We start from the raw sequence: 19,320 nt of genomic DNA, 5'->3' as shown, positions 1-19,320 counted from the left end.
ACATCACTCCATTACCCTGTTCTGCTCCGGAAGGTTTGCCAACGCGGTATCAATATCCTCGTTGTACCATTTTGCCCGATACTCAGCCAGGGACATAACCCCCATGCTGACATCCTGTCGATCCTGTGCCCTTTCCGTCTCTTCATCCGTCAAGATGCTGTCGTTAAATGTGCAGGCCAGTTCAGCCTCCGAATTGTACATGCCGTTATAGAAGGCAAGCCCTGTGACAAAATCCATCAGGCATTCCTCGAGGTTTCTCTGTATCGCATTCACCCTGTTGTACTTGCGAATCTTTGATGCCTTTACCTCAGTGGCCGTCTTATCCACCTCGTTGGTCTCGGACAGATCTCCGTAGGCAAGTCCAACATTAAACTCAATGCTACGATAGTACTTCTCCAGGCCTCGGATATAGGACTCATCCCGCATCTCGGGGGAATATTCCTTGTACAGATCCTTGTCTTTTCCGTCTTCCAAATTCAGCCCTCTGTAAAGTCTCTTTTTCAGCCTCGGCATATATTGCTTACCGCCCTTTTTTCGGAGGGCTCGATCATCCACATGAATAGCACGCTCACCGGAATCGTACTCCCAGTCAAGCCGTGCAGCCTGGATATCTGCTTTCTCAATCAGTTCTTTTGCCGATTCATAGATGGAGACTCCACACGCCGAATCGTCCACTTTGTTCTTCAGGGGATTTCGGTAATACCCAAAATCCATCTGTGTCATGCCAGGATAAGTCACCGGGCCGGGATTTATCTGGCTCCAGGCGTCTACATCTGTCAGGCTGCACCGCTGCCCAATATCTCCTTTTGTCTGAGAATAGTAACATCTGTTCTCAATGGTTAGATTGCCATTTGTAAAATAATGCCGTTCCACCCTGGTGTAATAGTCATTTTTACCGATACATTTAACAGACAAAAAGGCAATATCATTCGGCTTCCCCGAATCATCAAAACTTACAGGGATTAATTTATCCGCGGCCACATATTCCGCTCTGTCAGCCCCCAAGGGGCGCAGCACAAAAGATCCAAGAGCCAGGCCGTCCTGCAGATTCTCATTTAAGTCTGCCAGGCTCTTCTGGAAAATCTTATCCAGCCGGTCATTGTTCTGTATATTCGCTTCCATTTCCACGATGACCGCATCGGCAAATTCCCGGCAGATACCATGTTCAATGCGCAGGGACTTGACGTCTTCATTTATCCAGTCTGCAGCTCCGTTCTGCATCTTCTTCCACTCATTGATAGCATCAATCATGGTCTGTGATAATGCCACGTCACTGCCAATCACATTTTTTACTGTTGTATAATCAAACATCTTCACAATCCCTCTCCATAATCTTTTCAGTCCATCAAACATTTTCCACCTCTTCTATAAGTTCCCGCATATCCCGTTCTATCGTGTATTCAAATGCATCCAGGCTGTCAATGTCTGTGCTTCCGTCGTCCAGGCGTTCCTCCTTATCCTTAACCTCCTGGTTCCATACGGCATCTGTAAAGGCACACTGCAGGGATTCACAGTCATCTGTAATAAAAAACCGTCCTGCTCCCATGAGCCTGACGGTACATCTGATCCGATCATTAATTGCCCTCTTCTTCGCCGGGCGTACGGAGATCCAGGGGAATCTCCTCTCTACTGCATTGCGGATGGAGTTGCCTAGGACGGTCTCAGCATTGTCCCAGTACACCGACTCGACGTTGCAGTACTCTACGTAATCCCCATGCCGGACTGTTACCCCGTACTGATTGATCACATCGCGCATAAATTCGCAGAAGAGTTCGTCCAGCCGATTGCTGTCAATATCCTCGTTCTCATCCATCGCCCTAATTCTCCGGCTCTTAAGCGCTATCACTTCTCTATAGTCATCTGTGTACCCGCGGGCAACGAATGCATGGCCAGACTGGTTCCCCCCGAAGTCAATGCCAATCTCGATAGAGGTGATATCCTCTTTCCGGAATTCCCTGCAAGGCGGAGCCTGTGAGTACTGATCCACTATCCGGCACCGGAATGCTTCTGGATTATCCGCGAATTTCTTGTAGATGGCACCCTCTGCTCGCTTCCATAATCCAAGAATAAGGCGGTCATAGTAGATCGTGCCCTCGTATTCCTTGCATAGTTCTTCCACAAATCTAGGATCCAGAAATGGATTATCGAAGATTGTGTATCTCTGCAGGTAGATGTCCAGCCTGTCATCATCTATGAACTCCTTGAGCCAGTGCGTGGGATGCTCCGGGTTGCAGGACCCGTCAAAACAGGAATACGGCTTATCCAGACGGGATTTCAGCATCTGGAATACCTCTCTATTCCATTTCGCCACCTCATCCCCGTAGCAATACTTGATGCTGGCTCCCTGGATCTTGGCCACCTGGCTGATCTTCTCGGCTCCAAGGCAGTAGGCATCCTCGCCGCAGATCCTGGCAACGTTCCGGCTGTTGATCGTGCCGACCAGTTCCTCCGTGTATATCTCCCGCATCGGCTGCAGCACGTTACGCTCTATCGACTCATTGGACACGCCCAGGATCACATTCAGCCCGGGCTTGCCTGATCTCTCCCGGATCCGGAAGGGAATCACGAAGGCCGTATCCACATACGACTTCCCCGATCGAACGGCACCGGACTTGATGTTCCATCTATGCGTCGCATGCACGATGTACTCATTCTGCTTCCTGCTTAGCTGCATTCTCGCGCACTCCCTTCAGTATCTCATCCAGGCGGTCTATCGCCTCCTGCTTTCCTCCGACCCTCTCTGCCAGATCCTTATACTGCCGTATCATGCTGCGCAGTTCCGACTGCGCCCTGGCCTGCGCCTTCAAGAAGCTTCCCTGCTTATCCCAGGCCTGCTGCACCTCCCAGCGCTCCTCAGTCACAGAATCCCCGTTCTTCTCCTGGATCTGCGTCGTGGTCAGATCATCCCGGTCACGGACGTACATGATCTGCTGCGCCCGTATGATAGCGGCATAGGCAATCTGTATCTGGTCCCATAGGACGTCCAGGGGATCGGCGGGCATCTCCTGAATGATGGAGACGGTCTCTTCCGGAAGGTACTTCGAGAAGAATCCGAATTTCTCGGCATTCTTGTTCCTTTTAGGCGCGCCGTGTCCGACCGCATTCTTGTTCCCGGGCTGTCCGCCGTGCTTCTTTTTTGCAACGTTGCGATTATTCTTTCGCAACGTTGCGTTTGACCCATCAAAACGATATCTATTTTTCCAACTCCTAACCGTGCCTTCGGATACATTTAGTTGACTTGCAATCTCAACTAACTTCATTCCTGACTTGTACAGTTCTTCGGCCCTGTAAGAGTCCGGGCTTCTCTGCTTTGGCAATCACCTCACCTCTGTTCTGTCTGTTTTATCACAACGAAAAGACGCCCCGCATTCCTGCGGGACGCCCTATCGTCTATGTGTGTTGGGAGGAAACAAGTGACACGTCAATCATATCCACTTTCTTCACTTTAAATAATACCACAGATTTTTGTTAATTGTGTTAATCCTTTACGTATTTACTAATTATCTGCGATACCCTTCCCCTGCTGTATCCCACAACATCCGCAACCTCTCTCTGCTTCTTCCCTTCCAGGAATGACAGTTCGAAGATCTGCCGGTCTGTGCTGTCGGGAATAGCGGCTATAAACTGTTCGATCTCAAGCCTGGCTGCTTCTGCCTTATCAAGGCGCCTCTCATTGATCCGCATCATGCTTCTGATCTCGTCTGACTCCTTCGGCTCATCCATCCTGACAGTGATGTGCTCCTCTGTGTAAGGGAAATCCTTGCTGGACCCGGTCACTTTCCCCAATACCTCCGGCACATTATACGCCCGTTCCTGCAGCTTATCCAGTTTTTTGCTCAGTAACTCTATCTCTTTCAGAAGCGGTCTGTACTGCCTCAATGTTCTTTTGTCCAAGCCCGGTCACTCCCCTATCTCTCAAGTATTGTTCCACATCTTTGTGCTCCATCTGCCTGCCCTGGTGCCGGATCAGGCGCCTTGCCTGGAAGGATAACTCCCCAGGGGCATAGGCCGGCCGGCGCATCCATTCCCTCGCCTTCTCCCCGGGATCCCTGTCCATTTTCCGATCCTTCAATCTATCATCTCCATTTCCTTCGTTTGTTTCGCTAAATGCCCATATAGTTACTCAGTCCCTTTCATATAGCATCCCCAGAATGTTTTTGACTTTTTGCCGCTATGGTGTCCGAATAACGGTTTCCTTCCTATCGCCTTCCAAACCTCGGCTGCCAGAATATCATATTCTGACCACTTAAAAATCAAAACTCCATCCGGTTTTAATACTCTCATACATTCCTTGAATCCATCATGTAGCATTCGCTGCCATCCCTCTCCGACTCTCCCATACTTCTTTGCCATCCAAGCGGTTGCCCCGACATATTTGAGGTGGGGTGGATCGAAGACCACGAGTGAAAATGTATCATTATCAAACGGAAGATTCGTAAAATCGCATTGAATATCTGGGTCTATTAAACAACTTCGCTCTGATTCTCCGGATCCTGATTTCCAAATGCCATATACTTCTTCTTTTCTTTTATCGCAGTATAGTGCGGCAGGATTATTCTTGTTAAACCAGATTGTCCTGGATCCGCATGTGACATCTAGTATTTTTTTCCCTTCCACCTTTAGCCCTCCTTAAATCTCAGTATAGTCAAATATCGACATCTGATTATCTTTCTCAAATATAAGCATTTCCTCTTTTGCTCTCGTATAAAAATTCCTATCAATTTCAAAACCAAAAGCACTCCGACCTAGTTCTGCTGCCGCTCTTAACGTTGAGCCGCTTCCACAACACGGATCAATCACTACGTCTCCCGGATCTGTAAATATTTCAATCAGCCTTTTCAGAACTTTTACAGGCTTTTGCGCCGGATGAATTTTGGGAATCTCTTTTCCATCACGTTCCCATGTGAACCAGTTAAAAACCATATGCCCTGTTCCTGGAATTGTTTTACCGTTTTCATCTGTCTGTACTCCATTTCTAAACTTCGGCAAGCGGTCACGATAAAGCAATAAGGCATATTCTGTGGCTCCTACAACTCGCATATTTGCTTTTAACACTTGTGGACTGTAATTTTTACAAAATACAAGCGGTATGTAATGAATAAACCCATGTTTAGCAGCTGCATTTATAAGTGTTTGTATCTGTTCAAAGCCACAAAAAACAATCATGCAAGGGGAATTACTGCTACGCCCTCTAGCAACTGGTTTCGTATCATCTTTCTTGAGCATTTTTGAACAAAAATGAAAATATTCATACAGGTTAAAGTTAAAATCTGAATTAAAGGCTGCCTTTCCAGCAAGTTTACTTTCTCCATTTTTGTTATCTCCGCCGTTATACCACATAGGATTGCTCCCATAGAAATTATTTCCAACGTTATATGGCACGTCTGCAATAATTAACTGCGCTGGCGGTATTGCATATTTTTTATAATTCTGCATAGAATCCCTATACAGTTCACATTTGATTCTTTTCTTCCTCTGTTCCATTTTTTATCGGAGCAAATCATGATTTTCTGTGCGCACAAATCTCCTGCTCCTTTCTAAAATCTCTACTAAATCCTATCTCTGTGACGGCTTTTCAGATCCCGGAATCCGCTCATTGTTTTCCTTGTGAGAATGGATAATCCTTATTACATCTTCCACGGCTATTAGTGGCTTTGTGTAATTTGAAAATTGAATATTCCCAATTTCCTCAATCTCTTTCAATATCTCTGATATCTTCTTCCTGCATTCTGCCAGTTCCTGGCATTTCTTCGTATACAATCTATCCATCTCTAAGATCTGCTTCGGCGTTATTCCAGTGTTTTCATATTCCCTCAATCGCAATAGCGATTTTCTACCCCACTCACACCCTTTATACAAGCAACTACCATCACAATCCTCCTCATGTGCATTGCACAGCACAAACGTTTTCCCATCTTCAATGAAAACCTCTTTTTTGGTATATCTTTTCATGTTTTCCTCCTAACTGCTAATGTTATATATGCTGTGTCGATAGTACCGCTCCAGCACATTCGCCAGTATCACTTTTAAAATATAATCTCAGTTTAATCTTTTAAAATCGGCACTCCGCAATCCGAATCTTTTCGATTTGCAAAATAACTTGCTCCGTCTGGTAGCGGATAATACCCACCTCCTGCGAATCCCATTTTCCCGGATATATCTCTCGCCATCCCGCCGCACTTACAACGAATTACGAACGGTGACGGCTTATGATCCTCTCCAAACTCTTCTATACCTTTTTCCAGAAACATCAGCCATTTATGCCCACATGATTCACACCTGTATTTCATTACTCCATGTACAAGTATTTCATCAGATTTTTGCTTTTCCTCTTCTTGCAGTTCTTCTTGCAGTTCTTTTTCCTGCCTTGCAATCCTCTTTTTCATTCTTTTCAAAACATTGCTCATCCCATACCTCCACTAAATGCTAATTCAGTCTATCAAGTGGACATCTCCCGTCATTCCGGGTAACATCACACAGACCTTCCTCATCTGCCGTGTCCCTATACATGCAATAGTTATCGCAGATATCCTCGCATACTTGTTCTATAACCTTGATAACAGACTCTAACCCTTGTTTATCTGGTGTTCTTTCTGCCATATTGTATTTTCCTCCTAACTCCTAGTTAATCACGCGGCCACTCGCTTCCTGACGCTCCGCAGCGTGTCAGGCGTCGATTCCGCGTAGTATCTTGCCGTCACGCCCGGGTTCCCATGCCCGAGGATCTCCTGGATGCAGCCAAGGTCTACCCCCGAGTTCTTCAGGTTCATGCCAAGCGTCTTTCGCAGCTTGTGCGGATATACGCGGCACTGCATTCCAGCCCTCTTGGCTATCTGCTTGAGGCTGGCGCGTATCCCGCTGTTGTGCAGGCGTCCATATGGCGCCCTGCAGGCAACAAATAAGGCCTCGCTGCCGTCAGTTCGCCCCGCAATGTACTTCTGCAGGTAATATCTCGCTGGCTCGTCAAGATATATGGTCCTGTATCTGCCGCCCTTCTCCCCTCTGATCAGGATGTCTCCCGTCTGCCAGTCGATGTCCGCCGTATTGATCTGGACCACTTCTCCTACGCGCGCCCCCGTGCTGCGCAGCACCTCGACCAGTGCCCTGTCCCTTTCCGTCCTGCATCCGTCCCTTAGTTCCTCTAGTTGCGATGGGCGGAAGTAGTCGATTGGCTTGCGGGCCTCCTTCAGCGGCTCCACCGCCTCCACCGGATTGCAGGATACAAACCGTTCTTTGCGCAACCATGTAAAAAACGCGCTCAGGTATCTACGCTCGTTGTTGCAGGTGGATGCCTGGTTCTGAAGTCCATTATTGCAGACATTGCGCTGCTGGTACCATCGCAAGTAATAGTCTATGTCTACCTGGTCGACATCTGTCAATGGCTTGTCTATGACCGCCGCAAGGCTTCCGACCGCTCTTAGGTACTGCTCCATGGTCCGCGGTGACAGGTTCCTCTTCTTGATCTTAAACAGCTCGATCAGATATCGGTTCTTCTCCTCTGCAGTCTCGCTTATTTCCGAGGGCAGGGTAGTAATCTGCTCCATATTCAAAAAGACGAACTGTTCTTCTAGAATGCGCTGCAGCACGTCTATTGCCGCCTTTTCAATATACACGCTCATCTGCATCAGCACATTGTTAATCACGCTGCTCTTAATATCTACACTCTCTGTATACATGATTTTTCCTCCTTCGTATTGCCCCAAAAGAGGATATATGCTATACTCTTTTTAGGGAATTGCAGCAGATTCTAGTCTTGCCGGACGGTCTGCTGCTTGTTTTTTGCTCTCATGTATACTCACCCAATTACTACTATCTCCTTGAAATTCCCATCAGGTATTCCGCATGCAATGTATTGATGATCGGCGCAAATGCATACAGGATACCAATCAGAAACTCGTCGTTTCCGTATTTTTCCTTCAACGCTGTTACACGCTTGTTGAATTCCCCCATATCATGATCGTTCAGGTACTGCTTATAAGATCCCCAGCAGTCATTATAGATCCCTCTCACTTTCTGCTGGATCATGTCCGCATCATTCAATAATCCTGCACCTCGCTTTCCTATAACTGGTTTTACGCCTCTTATATTGATTCTCGCAAAATCCAATCTGGTCCACGTAATCATAGCAGACTGGCTGATCCTTCCCTTCAAATGTCCTGGCGATCCGGCCGATGCTCTGCGTCACCACCGCATAGTCTTTCTTAGGGGTAGTGAGGTACAGGCGGTCCAGCCTTGGAATATCCAGCCCCTCCTTTGCCAGGCTGTAGGTGGCGAGCAGGAAGTGCTTCTTCCCGGATCGCATGTCTTCTATGGCCTGCTCCCGTTCCGCTTTTGCTTTCTTGCTCGTCATTTTCCCATCAATCATCACGCTTTGCCTCCGCAGGTCCTCCGGAAGCATGTTCTGCAGGCTATGTAGGTGCTCCAGACGGTCAGATAGGATCAGGTTGAAATGATCCCGGTTTGATTTCAGGTCCTCTGCGATCACGAGGCATCTATCCTGGCTTCCTGTCAGGTAATTGATCAGCTTGCTGTATACCAGCGTCCCGTCCGTATCCAGACACACCCTGCTGACCTTGATCCCAGTATCGCGCCGCAGGACATTGACCTGCATGGTCTTTTCTGCGACCACCTCATCCGGCACCTGATACTGCACATCGCCAAGCGCTGCAAACGTGCTCTTGATCAGCCCGTCCGCGCGATGCACCGTGGCACTCAGGCCGTACTTATATCTGGATGCCAGGCTGCTGATCACCCGGTAAAACATCTTCATGCTTGCCGGCGTCCCGGACACCCGGTGGCACTCGTCAACGATCACTGCATCCCAAGCGTACTTGTATTTCGTCAGATCCTGCTTGCTGAGGGTCTGCACGGTAGCGAATGTCAGGTGGCTGCCAATGTGAACTTTTCCGTCTGTTATCTTCCCCAGGATTTCGTCCGGAAAGTATTCCCTCGCCCTGTCATAGGACTGGCACAGCAGATCCTGCGTGTGCGTCAGCCACAATGTCTTCCGCTGCAGCCTTGCCGCCAGCGCGATGCCCATCTGTGTCTTGCCGGATCCGCACGGGCTTTGCAGTATCCCGCATCCAGCCTTTTTCATGGCGCTTACCGCCTCCTCCTGATATTCATACAGCGGCACGCTTCCAGGAAACTCCAATTCTCCATTGTCAGCCAGGTCCTGATGAAATTCTGCTCCGGACAGAAGTTTCCGGATCTGCTTCCCCGTTCCGCATGGAAGGGCGATCTTGTCGCCATCCACATAAAACAGGTGCAGCTGCTTCTCAGTGCTTCCGGTCCATAGTCCCATGCGCTGCTTCTTCGCATACTCGGGATTTGGGATGATCAGATTTTCCCGGGCCCATTGAACAACTTCAGGGGATGGGTCGCGGATATATATCTCATTGCTGATTGTTACCTGCATCCCGTCACCTTCCTATCAAGGCGGTTCCGATGCTCGATCCATCGTTCGAAAAGCCTCCCGCAGCGCATTAATTCGATTCTGGTCGCCTGCTTCGTCCCGCTCTCCATCATGATTGCAAGCATGCGGTAAGGCACCAGAATGACCATGCCCTGCATCCTAATCGCGAAGAGTCCCGGACGGTTCCCTGTGCTGCTCCATAATGACATCGCATTGTGCTGGTTCTCCTCTATCCTGCTCAGCCTGAAGGATCCGCCTTGGCAGTCCTTGCAGTCAAATACATAAGTAATTCCATTTCTTGCCGCGATCACATCGAATGGCTGCCCGTTCTGATTGTCTTTCAGGCAATGCGCCCAGAATCCATGCTCCGAAAGCATCTGGGCAAATTCCCTCTCGAATGCTGTTCCATTGCTTTTGTTACTCATATTCAATTCCTCCTTACGCATATCCTCTGACGCTTCCGATCTGTACCCAGAAATCTCCATAGTTCCCATATCGGTATACATACCCGTTCAAAGGGTTTTCCGCCATGACTACGATTATCGCCCTTCCATGCATGTCCTCTACCTGCTTTCTGATGGAATCAAGCGTCAGCATTCCATCCCCGTTATCGCACGACTGCCAGTCTGGGAAAAATAATTGCTTCTGCCCTGCGTCCTTGTGAATGATTACCGTCAGGTCATCGCCGCCAAGGAAGCTGAACCATTCCCGTTCCGGATGCCGGATCCGTTCCAGATATCCGTAGTGCCTCATCTGCCCAGTCCCCTCTCTATATCCATGGTCACCCTGCGGATCATTCTGAGATCGTCCCTGATCCGCTGCCTGGAAGGAGCTCTCATGTCCCAGAGTCTTGCATACCCTGCATTATCCTTCCTGGCCCTCTCCGTCTCTTCCTGGTACATCTCCATATATTTCAGTTCCAGCTCCGCATCTGTAAGGAGCCTTCTTAAAAATTCCATATCTGCCATTCGTTTTTCCTCCTATGATCCCGTTGTCTAACCTTTTTCCGAAAATGTCTACCCTGTTTTTTCCCGGTTTGCACCCTGAAAAGCCCGTAAAATCGCCATGTCTAACCGTCTACCCTAAATTTCTGTACCATAACCACAGATTTTTAAAGAAAAAAATTCACTATGATTTTTACGCGCGTTACGATATATGAATCATGGTTAGACAGGTTAGATGGTTAGACTGTATATTATAAACCGCGTGTTTAAGCCAATCTTATGTCTAACCTTTTGTCTAACCAAAATGATAATTTCTAAAAGGTTAGACATTTTTAGTCGAATGGAAGCCTCGCCTGCTCCTCCTCGATATCCATGAAGCCTTCCTCATCTGCTCCTGGCTCCATATTCAGCTTGATATAGTTTGCCTTGATTCCATACACCCTTGTATTGTGGATGTATTTCCCCTGCGAGTTGCGCTGGATCCGGTCCTTTGCCTCCCATTTCTTGCTGACAGCCGCATAATCGAATCCCGCCTTTTCCAGAAACTCGCACAGCACATCCTTATTGATCACGGCTACTGGAGGCTTTTCCTGATGCTCCTCATCCTCATCGATCCTGCCCCAGACCTCTCCCTTATTCAGGGAGTCTGTCCCATTCGGGTTCTGGAACCGCACCGGGTTCTTGGCAATCCAGTTCAGCACTGCCTGATAGGACCGTTCCGCTACATCCACTTCATTTGCGCTTCGCAGGTATGTTTTAATATCCTTGATCCTTAACGGCTCCTCATCGGTAAAAATCACTTCTGTCAGAATTCGATCTGCCAGAAGGATGCACGCCATCGCCATCGCCTGCTTTTCCGTCGTATCCAGGTTGCACATGGCGTCAAAATAACGCTTATACTCCTCCCTGAGTTTCTTCGCCTCCGTATTCTGCAGGTACTCTACCAGAATTTTTCCGGCATGGCCGTAATTCGCTGTAAGGACAGATACGGTATGATTTCCATCCTCGATCAGATTTTCTTCTACTTCAATCTCTATTACCCGGTTCTTTGATCCTGCCCGGCTGTTCTGCTTCGTGATGGGCTCCTCGCCCGTAAACAGGAAGCTGTTGCTCCATGTCATGGTCTCCTTTACGCCGCCAGACGCTTTTCCCTGCCCGCGCATGATTCCTTCCGTTACCCTGTAGATCAGCTTGTCAAAGTTGGTTGTCCAGCGATCCTTGATGGTCTGCAGCTCGTCTCCAGCAAATGGGATTGAGTGCAGGAACGCCGCTGACTTCGTCAGATAGTACTGGGTGACGTCCATGGTCTTGACCAGCCCGCCCATCTTGGGATTGCCCCAGATGGACATAGCCGCCATGATAGCCACGGTTTTTCCCGTGCCAGATTCCCCGCTCCAAATGTGAAAAACAAATGGCAGGGCATTCACCAGGCTTATCACCACGCTGGCTGCACTGGCCGCGAATGCAAGACGGATAATCTTGTTTTTTCTTAAGGCGCCGCAATGCTCTTTCCAAATCTCATAATCTCCACCCTGTCCAATGTTATGATAAATAGAATCAAACTCTTCATCGCCATCATAGACAATATCCTGAGCATAGGGCATGAACTCATTGCCAGCCCAGCCAAGCCGGTTAATTGACCGTTTAGGGCTTAATTTTGCTGGATTATATCCCACACAGTCACTGATATACTTCACAAGGCTCTTGGCATTCTCCGTGGTAACCTCGATACCGATCTTGCTCAATACCTTTACAATGGAGTTGTTATCTGCGCACACATCACGTCCAACCGTAACCTGGTTCCATGTCCCATACTTAAAATAGGACAGGCGGATCCGCTCATCCCCAGTATCGACATTTTTCAAAATCTCCATCGGCAGAATCGGATGCGTGCAGGCATTGACAATAACCGGCATCCCCTTATTGTCAAAACGCTGCATGGTTACGCCCAGATCATTCGCCCTCCACTGCCCGCACTCCAATTCTACCGGCTGGCCGGTAAAGGCGGTCTTATTTCCGGTTTCCTTCATCTTCTGCGCATAGTCTTGGAAGAAGGCCTTTAATGTCGAGTTAAACTCGCTGATCCGCTTCAATTGCCTGGCTCTGGTTTTCATCCCTTCGATATACCTTGTCCGCTCTACGATATCCTCTATCTCAAAAATCTTATAAAAAACTTCATCTGGGAACGGGTCAGCGGGAGTAAGCTCCATCATTCCATCCAGCAATTCGTCTTTTGATTTCTCCAAGTCTTCTCACCGCCTTCCTGTCTGCGTAGTACTTTTCCGGGCATTTCTCCAGGCAGTCCATCCTGTATTCCACAATGGACAGTTCCTGTAGCGCCTCCTCGAAATGCGGGGACGCGAAATCGTTCGCCGCCTCGCAGAGAAGCATCCAGTAGCCCTTCAGGATCGCCATTGCCATCGCCTTGAACTTCTGGAGTTCCCTGTATCTTTCCTGCCGCTCCTGACGCTCCCTCTTCTCTCGGTAGGAAAGCCCTTCCGTCTTTACAGGCAGGGAAAAGTCCTCGATCAGTTTCTTGCATGCCTCTTCATTGGTCAGGCCGAAAAGCCTTCCCACAAATTTCACCACATCGCCGCCTTCGTGGCAGGTAAAGCAGAAATATCCCTTGTCATGCTGGTAGATCTTCATGCTGGGATGGCTGTCCGCATGAAAGGGGCAGAGGCAGAACCCCTGCCGGTTTGTCTGGAGCCCGTAAAATTCGGCCACCTTTTTCATGCTTAATGCCTGTTTTACCTCCTCGTAGTCCTCCCTACATAAATGGCAGTTCTTCATCGATGCCATCCGGAATATTCATGAATCCGTTCTCGTCTGCCGGTCCATACTGCGAGGGCGTGCTGGCGGCTCCTGCATCATCCCCGAGCAGCTTGTCCTCCGGCACCTTTGCGTCCTTCAGGCCGTCTATGCTGCGGATCTGCGCTATCTTGGTTGCCATGCGCTTTTCCCCTCCAGACGTAAGGAATTCTTCCCTTCCCATAATTGCGCCAAATTTTTTGCCTACCAGAGTCTTTTCGTTATCCTTCTGGCCCCATGGGAAGGAAAATCCCGGATTTGATCTTTCAATGCTGGTCATCATCCCCTTGAAGAATGGAAGACTAGATCCATCCATAATCTGCTTATGTACGCCTTTCCATTTTGCTTCAGGATCCTGGAGCCTTGCCGCCTTGAACTGCCTGTCATAGAATCCTTTCTGCTCTCCTTCTGCGATATCAAACAGGACGGCAATCTGGTCGCGCCCCTTCTGGCTCTGCACCATGCTCACCTGCTTGATAATGCATATGTAGCATCCAGCCGGAAGAGACGCAAACTCCCCCGTAAATGCCTGTGCTTCATCGTATCCCTGTGGCTTTGCTATCATAATGTCTCATCCTCTCTTTCTTGATTCTTTGAATTTTGTATGCCGTAATACTCCCTGATTCTATTGTCTACATAAAGAAGATCATTGGGTATCTCCAGATCCTCGAACATCCCTTCCGGAGACTTGCTGATCGCACCGCCATCTGACTGGGTGATAAATTTATGTTCTGTAAGATTGTTTACACTTCTTAGCACAATCGTAAACATCCCTTCCAGGCATATCTTCTCGTCCAGCAGTTTCCCGATCGTCTTTGCCTTCACGTTTCCGTAGTCGTCCGTATCCTCATGCATGATGACATAGACGATCTTATCCGCTGGCATCTCATTGATAATGTACTGGATCAGGCCCCAAAAATTGTCTCCAAGGGTATTATAGAGCCCGAAAACATCATTTCCCTTCCCCTTTGTGCTATGGTTCTTCATAAAGTAATTCGTAATAAGATAGCCTGCATCGTCAATAATAACCGACTTTGCCGGCGCCGACTTCAGTGCCTTATACACGATCTGATAGTCATCCGTTATCCAGCCATTGATCTTCCCCCTGAAAGGGAGCGGCTTATTCAGCACGCGGACCAGATTAAAGTCTTTTCCAACGCAACGCTTCATGCTTGCGGATTTTCCGCTTCCGGATTTTCCTATAATTAGAACTGGTATTGCCATTATTTCCCCTCCCCCATTCTGCTGAAATTAATCGCGAAAACAGCATCCATGATTTCTCTTGTATCATCCCTAACCCCGTCAAGCGGTGTAAATGCATATGCTGAATGCTCGTTTTTATACAGCAGGATGCCTCCGGATTCGCTTACGGATGCCGGTCCGGATGGCGCATTCTCATCTCCCAGCTCGCTCAGGTCGATGATCTCGCAGCAGGTTTCCGGCACGGCCAGAATGCTTCCGGACGTATTCTGCTGCAGAAGCCGCATCTGGGAATGCTGGTCTTTTATGACGACCGGCGTGACCGTATAGGCAAATCTGCATTTTCGCTTCATTTCTGGCAGATCATACAGGCTGTTTTCCGCTATCTCATACTGGATCGGCTCATCCTTCCTTGCCTTGAACATGCATCCCTGCTTGGGCAGCTCCCCGGTATATTCCATTACGGCCGCCTTCAGCCAGTTCGGTATGTACCCATCCTCCGTCCATGTGATCCATCTTCCTCCGGCTACGACCAGGCCCTCATAGACCCGCCCTACCGTGAGCCCTTCCCATCGGAAGGAGCTCTTGATCAATTGCTTTAACTTCGTCTTATTCAAAAACATCCTATTTCCTCCTATATTCATTCTTGCTTTTTCGGATCGCCTCCGCCACCAGTTCTATGCAGATCTCGCATTCATGATAGGTCGGCTGGTAGAGATGCCGGCCATTGACCAGCTGCTCCGTTATCACGCTGGCCGTCTTCACGATCTGGTTCATGCGGTATGGAGGGATCCCATCCATATTCTTTTCTTCCATGGCCATCACCTGATATTAAGATGCGTGCCATACGGCTCGAGTTTGGCCCACTCGACTTCCCTGCTCTGCAGCAGTTCGCGGATCGCATCCTTGTTTGGCACGGGCTTCTGTGCTATCAGGTACTTTCCTGGGATCTCTTCGATGTTCTCCGTAATGGCAAGCGGCTGCTTTCCTCCATTCTGGGATATGGAAAAACTGAACAGTGCTGTTTTAAACTTGGTCTTTCCGATAAATTCCAGGTTCGCCTGCAGGGTATCCTTCAGCCACTTCGCACGATTCTCCAGCGCCTGCTGTCTTGCCTGCAGCCTGTCCTTCTCCCTCTTGACCGCTTCCGCCTCGCCCAGCATGTTTTTGATGATCTTTGCGTAATTGTCAGCCTTGTCCTCGATCTCGCCGTCAATGGATTCCAGCGTGTCCAGAATCGTCTGCTCGTCCGTCTCGTTATCATAGAGCAGGCTCATTACCTCATCGTATTGTTCTGTTAGTTCGTAAAGATTCATTTGCATTTTCCTCCGTATCTGTTATAATTTAATTGGTTAAATTTCTTGAGCGCCCGAGGCTTGCCGGCCTATGAAGGCGCTCTAATTTTTTGTATAGAACACTTTTCTGTCTATCGACAGTTCCGTTATCCCGTTTGGCCTGATGTCAATGGTATAATGTCTTCCGTCATCGTCATCGATGTGGGTTGCCCATATATGTCCGCCATCCGTGGCCGCAATGCTTACTATATCCATGCCAGCCAGCGAAGCGATCCTTGCGATCCCTTTCAGGTGCGGCTCCATACCAAGCCCGATGTCCATCCATCTTTCCTTCGTCAACTTCCTCACCTCCCTTCTACACTTCTCCATCTTCCACGCGGATTCGGATGTGATACCGATCCGTCTCAATAAGGTTCCTTCGATCCATATCGACCAGCACGCGCATGATGCTATCCATGTCGAGGTTAAGATTAAATGCGATCGACGCGTCCTCGACCGCGCCGTATGCATCGCTGATCGTGCTGCAGAGATAGTCAAACTCATGCCTCTCTGCCTGTATGCATATCCTATAATGCTTCATCCTAATTTCCTCCTTCTTCAAAATAACGGCCCCACCATCCGGCAGTAGATCAGCACTACTATAATTGCGCCTAGGCCTGCTAACATCGCGGCCAGTATTCCTAGCGCTATTTTTATAAGCCTGTCCCGCTTTCTTCGTTTATGCAGGATCAGTTTCCTGCGGTACCCCTCTTCGCTCATAGGCTTGTCCTCCCTTCTACCGCCTAAGCGGTTTTATCCTCATCATCAATCCGACGATATTCGTATGGCGTTCCCGTCTGATCCTCCAGCAGGAAGATCAGCAGATCCATGACCTGTTTCCCAATGTCAGCGTCCTTTGCTTCTGATGCATCCGCTGCCATACGATCCCTCCCTTCTTTCCACTATATGTATATGCCTTACGGTTTGTACTTGTTGCGATAATCTGGCATGATTTAAACCCTCTATCTCTTCTTGATAATTTTTTTCAGACCTCCTATACTGTAATTACAGGCTATTGCAGCAGCCAAGTACATAGAAAGGAGATACAATTATGAAACTTAACCCTGACTGTATGAGAGATATCCTTCTCGTAATGGAAGACATCCCGTATGACGAATCATTATCATTTTCCAAACTATCCAATGAACTTACTTCTTATAATGAAGATGACCTTCGCTACTCATGTCTAAAATTATATGAAGCCGGCTTTATTGAAGTTCTTAAGCGTGAAACAAATCACGGAACACTAATATTGAAAATAAGAGATATTACTTATACCGGACATCAATTTCTAGCAGATATCCGCTCTGATAATGTTTGGTCTAAGACCAAGGGCGTATTATCAAAAGTCGGTTCAAACTCTGTATCAACAATTTCACAGGTCGCCTCTGGCATTCTCACACTTATAATAAAAAGCGAACTTGGAATTACTTAAAAATATCTTTCAGCATATTTTTTACTACAAAGTCAGTACATTCTTTCAGTTCAGAATCACTTGGAAGCATGTACTGCTTTTTTTGAATGTAGTAAATAATTGCTCCACACGACACATACCTCTTAAGCCATCCCAAAGCACATATAATTGTCGTAATTGCAAATAGCACCGTTAACACTTACATCATCTCCTTCCCTACCTGCCCTGCTTTCTTTCTATAACTCCTATCATCAAACTGTTGCTTTTCAATCATCCATCTTTTATAATTTATGTACAGGAATTGTAATTCCAAGTACATAAGAAGGAGCCTCATATCACCTCGCTTTCCATTATCTGTAATATCGCTTGACTCTTAATTTTTTTAGAATTATTATAAGTATAGAAATTTAGTATTTTTACTAAAAGGAGCCTGTGAACAAGGAGGCATCTTAAGTGATAAAAAGTAAAACCGAATATGAAGACGTTGTTGTTAAAATACTAAACTATGTAATATCCGAACAAAATTTGTCTTATAGTGAATTCCCCGAATGCACTCCTGAAGAGTACAACGAAATATTTTATCAATGCGTAAAAGATGAACTAATCGGCGGTTACTCTGCTGTTGGAAGAACAGCAGATGGTATTCCTCATGTTCAAAAAACAGGAACATCCTTTGTTACTTTTAAGGGATTCTCCCTAATGGATTCCATTGCGCAGGCAAGAGCATTGGAAATTGCAAAATCGGCTGAGAAAAAGTCTATAGCAGCCAAATTCCGTGCTAATATTTCTATCATCATATCCATTTCAGCTTTTGTAGCAACGCTTTTAATCAATGTAGACAAGATAGTACATAATATCCGAATGATAATATCTTATCTAAGTTCGCTGTAATATTAATCAGTACTGTCAGTACGCCAATTATTATTGCTACATTTGCGCACCTGTCAGCAACTTTGTAATTACGCTCTGTCCTCTTCGGATGTCATATCTTTACGCTTCACCCATCCCTCCCTATCCAGCCTTCTTTTCAGCATCAGATTCCAAATTCTTAACCGCCTCAAGCATCATGCCAAACACGCGGTTCTGCGATGTTTCATCAAGGTATGGGGCCATAATCTTGATATTCTCCACCGTATCATCAGTAAGTCTGATGTCCTTAACAATATCCTTTTTCATTATTTCCACCTCACTTTCAGTTTGCTTTGTAAGCATATATTAACACAATGTAAGCACCATGTCAATACTTCATGCTTGCATTGTGAACATTTTTATGATATAGTAATTTCAAGAAGGAGGTTTCATAATGAACGAACGAATCCAAAAAATAAGAAAGCAATTAGGATTAAGCCAGAGGGAATTCGCAAAAAAAATAGATATAGGTGCATCTACTCTTGCGATGTTTGAAACAGGTGATCGAAAACCCAAAGATATACATATTAATAGAATCTGCTCAGAATTTGGCATAAATGAAGTCTGGCTCCGTACCGGAGAAGGTGGAGACGAGAATATGTTCACTAAAGTAAATGAAGATGACAGATTCTCCCTTAATTTAGGAAAGTTAAGCGTCACAGAAAACCAGATTGCCCGCAACATGCTTAATGCAATAGCAGAGGCTTCCCCTGAAAAACTACAGCACATAGAGGAATTCATGAAAGCGTGCTTAGGCATCGATTAAAAAAGGAACCGATTTAAAAATCAGTTCCCGCAATAACAACCAGTATAAAATAAATACGCCTCAGAATGACGTCATCTGTAATTTGGCCAACCATTTGAATAATTTGCTTTCTGTACTCATCGCTTTCCATATGTAATACCTCCGCACCACAAACATTTGTTCTACCCTTGAAAATATATTAGCACGGGGACTGAGGATGTTCAATAAGGTTTCGAACATTTGTTTGTACTTTTTTGTTGATAAGTATGTGGATAACTTTTCCACTCTCCTACTTATATAAACACATAATTGGGGTATATCTATTGGAAGTGCTTGGAATCAGTCGAGATCTCGACCACTTTATTTATATTCTGAATCAAAAAGGTCTGTGATATGGATATGAAGGCCTTTGGCTATTTTTTCCATGGTATCCATTCGAGGGCTAGAATGACCGTTCTTAATGTCCACTATGGTCGTATGTGGAATGCCGGTCATCTGAGATACCTGGTTTACAGTTAGATTTTTCTTATACATTATTTCGTCCAGCA

Annotated in this window: 32 protein-coding genes; 3 read left to right on the top strand and 29 right to left on the bottom strand. The window is 47.0% G+C overall.

The features are described 5' to 3' along the window. Nucleotides 1-3: 3 nt before the first annotated feature. From K0036_RS07225 to K0036_RS07095, 27 genes are all read right to left on the bottom strand, one after another. Entirely contained in the window at nt 4-1,353 is a 1,350-nt protein-coding gene (locus tag K0036_RS07225) for a phage capsid protein (RefSeq protein ID WP_009249277.1), read from the bottom strand. Beyond that, nucleotides 1,346-2,674: a terminase large subunit domain-containing protein gene (locus K0036_RS07220; protein WP_009249278.1), complete on the bottom strand. Its 1,329-nt coding sequence runs from the start codon at nt 2,672-2,674 to the stop codon at nt 1,346-1,348. Before K0036_RS07220 ends, K0036_RS07225 begins: the two co-directional genes overlap by 8 nt. Then, a complete protein-coding gene (gene terS / locus K0036_RS07215) occupies nt 2,649-3,317 on the bottom strand; it encodes a phage terminase small subunit (RefSeq protein WP_009249279.1) in 669 nt (222 codons plus the stop codon). Before terS ends, K0036_RS07220 begins: the two co-directional genes overlap by 26 nt. A gap of 160 nt (nt 3,318-3,477) precedes the next feature. Then, the gene (locus K0036_RS07210; protein WP_044942398.1) at nt 3,478-3,894 is read right to left on the bottom strand and encodes a sigma factor-like helix-turn-helix DNA-binding protein; all 417 of its coding nucleotides are present in this window, start codon (nt 3,892-3,894) and stop codon (nt 3,478-3,480) included. Further along, entirely contained in the window at nt 3,821-4,072 is a 252-nt protein-coding gene (locus K0036_RS07205) for a hypothetical protein (protein ID WP_208062128.1), read from the bottom strand. The genes K0036_RS07210 and K0036_RS07205 overlap by 74 nt, the downstream gene beginning before the upstream one ends. 47 nt (nt 4,073-4,119) lie before the next feature. After that, entirely contained in the window at nt 4,120-4,617 is a 498-nt protein-coding gene (locus tag K0036_RS07200; protein WP_220431053.1) for a class I SAM-dependent methyltransferase, read from the bottom strand. 12 nt (nt 4,618-4,629) lie between these two features. Next, a complete protein-coding gene (locus tag K0036_RS07195; protein WP_220431052.1) occupies nt 4,630-5,436 on the bottom strand; it encodes a DNA-methyltransferase in 807 nt (268 codons plus the stop codon). 120 nt (nt 5,437-5,556) lie between these two features. After that, complete coding sequence (locus tag K0036_RS07190) at nt 5,557-5,952, bottom strand: hypothetical protein (RefSeq protein ID WP_220431051.1); 396 nt, start codon at nt 5,950-5,952, stop codon at nt 5,557-5,559. Between the two features lie 92 nt (nt 5,953-6,044). Further along, nucleotides 6,045-6,407, bottom strand: coding sequence for a hypothetical protein (locus tag K0036_RS07185; protein WP_220431050.1), 363 nt, complete (start codon nt 6,405-6,407; stop codon nt 6,045-6,047). Nucleotides 6,408-6,426: 19 nt separating this feature from the next. After that, entirely contained in the window at nt 6,427-6,600 is a 174-nt protein-coding gene (locus tag K0036_RS07180) for a hypothetical protein (RefSeq protein WP_009249669.1), read from the bottom strand. A gap of 29 nt (nt 6,601-6,629) precedes the next feature. Continuing rightward, a complete protein-coding gene (locus K0036_RS07175; RefSeq protein WP_009249670.1) occupies nt 6,630-7,676 on the bottom strand; it encodes a tyrosine-type recombinase/integrase in 1,047 nt (348 codons plus the stop codon). A gap of 133 nt (nt 7,677-7,809) precedes the next feature. Then, on the bottom strand, nt 7,810-8,040 hold the full coding sequence (locus K0036_RS07170) for a hypothetical protein (RefSeq protein ID WP_009249671.1): 231 nt from the start codon (nt 8,038-8,040) through the stop codon (nt 7,810-7,812). Beyond that, complete coding sequence (locus K0036_RS07165) at nt 8,033-9,418, bottom strand: DEAD/DEAH box helicase (protein ID WP_208062129.1); 1,386 nt, start codon at nt 9,416-9,418, stop codon at nt 8,033-8,035. Before K0036_RS07165 ends, K0036_RS07170 begins: the two co-directional genes overlap by 8 nt. Continuing rightward, complete coding sequence (locus K0036_RS07160; RefSeq protein WP_009249673.1) at nt 9,409-9,840, bottom strand: hypothetical protein; 432 nt, start codon at nt 9,838-9,840, stop codon at nt 9,409-9,411. Before K0036_RS07160 ends, K0036_RS07165 begins: the two co-directional genes overlap by 10 nt. 13 nt (nt 9,841-9,853) lie before the next feature. Beyond that, nucleotides 9,854-10,168, bottom strand: a complete 315-nt coding sequence (locus tag K0036_RS07155) for a hypothetical protein (protein ID WP_009249674.1) — start codon at nt 10,166-10,168, stop codon at nt 9,854-9,856. After that, nucleotides 10,165-10,383, bottom strand: a complete 219-nt coding sequence (locus K0036_RS07150) for a hypothetical protein (protein ID WP_009249675.1) — start codon at nt 10,381-10,383, stop codon at nt 10,165-10,167. The genes K0036_RS07155 and K0036_RS07150 overlap by 4 nt, the downstream gene beginning before the upstream one ends. 308 nt (nt 10,384-10,691) lie before the next feature. Continuing rightward, complete coding sequence (locus K0036_RS07145; protein ID WP_009249676.1) at nt 10,692-12,605, bottom strand: DUF927 domain-containing protein; 1,914 nt, start codon at nt 12,603-12,605, stop codon at nt 10,692-10,694. Further along, nucleotides 12,550-13,152 (bottom strand): CHC2 zinc finger domain-containing protein, encoded by a 603-nt coding sequence (locus tag K0036_RS07140; protein ID WP_009249677.1) that lies wholly within the window; start codon nt 13,150-13,152, stop codon nt 12,550-12,552. The genes K0036_RS07145 and K0036_RS07140 overlap by 56 nt, the downstream gene beginning before the upstream one ends. Beyond that, nucleotides 13,130-13,735 carry a hypothetical protein gene (locus tag K0036_RS07135; protein WP_009249678.1) on the bottom strand — a complete coding sequence of 202 codons (606 nt, stop codon included), beginning with the start codon at nt 13,733-13,735 and terminating at the stop codon, nt 13,130-13,132. Before K0036_RS07135 ends, K0036_RS07140 begins: the two co-directional genes overlap by 23 nt. Then, nucleotides 13,732-14,394, bottom strand: coding sequence for an AAA family ATPase (locus tag K0036_RS07130; protein WP_009249679.1), 663 nt, complete (start codon nt 14,392-14,394; stop codon nt 13,732-13,734). Before K0036_RS07130 ends, K0036_RS07135 begins: the two co-directional genes overlap by 4 nt. Next, complete coding sequence (locus tag K0036_RS07125) at nt 14,394-14,993, bottom strand: hypothetical protein (protein ID WP_009249680.1); 600 nt, start codon at nt 14,991-14,993, stop codon at nt 14,394-14,396. The genes K0036_RS07130 and K0036_RS07125 overlap by 1 nt, the downstream gene beginning before the upstream one ends. A gap of 1 nt (nt 14,994) precedes the next feature. After that, the gene (locus K0036_RS07120; RefSeq protein WP_044942631.1) at nt 14,995-15,186 is read right to left on the bottom strand and encodes a hypothetical protein; all 192 of its coding nucleotides are present in this window, start codon (nt 15,184-15,186) and stop codon (nt 14,995-14,997) included. Between the two features lie 5 nt (nt 15,187-15,191). Further along, nucleotides 15,192-15,686 (bottom strand): siphovirus Gp157 family protein, encoded by a 495-nt coding sequence (locus K0036_RS07115; protein WP_009249682.1) that lies wholly within the window; start codon nt 15,684-15,686, stop codon nt 15,192-15,194. 81 nt (nt 15,687-15,767) lie between these two features. Beyond that, nucleotides 15,768-16,013, bottom strand: a complete 246-nt coding sequence (locus K0036_RS07110) for a hypothetical protein (RefSeq protein WP_416390501.1) — start codon at nt 16,011-16,013, stop codon at nt 15,768-15,770. Nucleotides 16,014-16,020: 7 nt separating this feature from the next. Further along, a complete protein-coding gene (locus tag K0036_RS07105; protein ID WP_009249684.1) occupies nt 16,021-16,245 on the bottom strand; it encodes a hypothetical protein in 225 nt (74 codons plus the stop codon). A 17-nt stretch (nt 16,246-16,262) separates the two neighbouring features. Beyond that, nucleotides 16,263-16,424, bottom strand: coding sequence for a hypothetical protein (locus K0036_RS07100; protein ID WP_009249685.1), 162 nt, complete (start codon nt 16,422-16,424; stop codon nt 16,263-16,265). Between the two features lie 23 nt (nt 16,425-16,447). After that, entirely contained in the window at nt 16,448-16,585 is a 138-nt protein-coding gene (locus K0036_RS07095; RefSeq protein ID WP_009249686.1) for a hypothetical protein, read from the bottom strand. Nucleotides 16,586-16,755: 170 nt separating this feature from the next. On the opposite strand from K0036_RS07095, the gene K0036_RS07090 reads away from it, so the two are divergent. Both K0036_RS07090 and K0036_RS07085 read left to right on the top strand, forming a co-directional pair. Next, nucleotides 16,756-17,139, top strand: coding sequence for a DUF2513 domain-containing protein (locus K0036_RS07090; RefSeq protein ID WP_208061696.1), 384 nt, complete (start codon nt 16,756-16,758; stop codon nt 17,137-17,139). 432 nt (nt 17,140-17,571) lie between these two features. After that, nucleotides 17,572-18,009: a hypothetical protein gene (locus K0036_RS07085; protein ID WP_009249690.1), complete on the top strand. Its 438-nt coding sequence runs from the start codon at nt 17,572-17,574 to the stop codon at nt 18,007-18,009. Between the two features lie 120 nt (nt 18,010-18,129). Here the strand turns inward: K0036_RS07085 and K0036_RS07080 are convergent, their stop codons facing one another. Continuing rightward, the gene (locus K0036_RS07080) at nt 18,130-18,294 is read right to left on the bottom strand and encodes a hypothetical protein (RefSeq protein ID WP_009249691.1); all 165 of its coding nucleotides are present in this window, start codon (nt 18,292-18,294) and stop codon (nt 18,130-18,132) included. 127 nt (nt 18,295-18,421) lie between these two features. Between K0036_RS07080 and K0036_RS07075 the strand changes: the two genes are divergently transcribed. Next, nucleotides 18,422-18,793 carry a helix-turn-helix domain-containing protein gene (locus tag K0036_RS07075; protein ID WP_009249692.1) on the top strand — a complete coding sequence of 124 codons (372 nt, stop codon included), beginning with the start codon at nt 18,422-18,424 and terminating at the stop codon, nt 18,791-18,793. A gap of 339 nt (nt 18,794-19,132) precedes the next feature. Here K0036_RS07075 and K0036_RS19550 read toward each other — a convergent pair whose 3' ends face one another. Continuing rightward, nucleotides 19,133-19,306: a helix-turn-helix transcriptional regulator gene (locus K0036_RS19550; RefSeq protein WP_310593078.1), complete on the bottom strand. Its 174-nt coding sequence runs from the start codon at nt 19,304-19,306 to the stop codon at nt 19,133-19,135. Nucleotides 19,307-19,320: the final 14 nt, after the last annotated feature.

The sequence above is a fragment of the [Clostridium] scindens genome (assembly GCF_019597925.1).
Taxonomy (GTDB): domain Bacteria; phylum Bacillota; class Clostridia; order Lachnospirales; family Lachnospiraceae; genus Clostridium_AP.
Note: the sequence above shows the minus strand (reverse complement) of the source record. Positions and strands in the feature narration are given on the sequence as shown.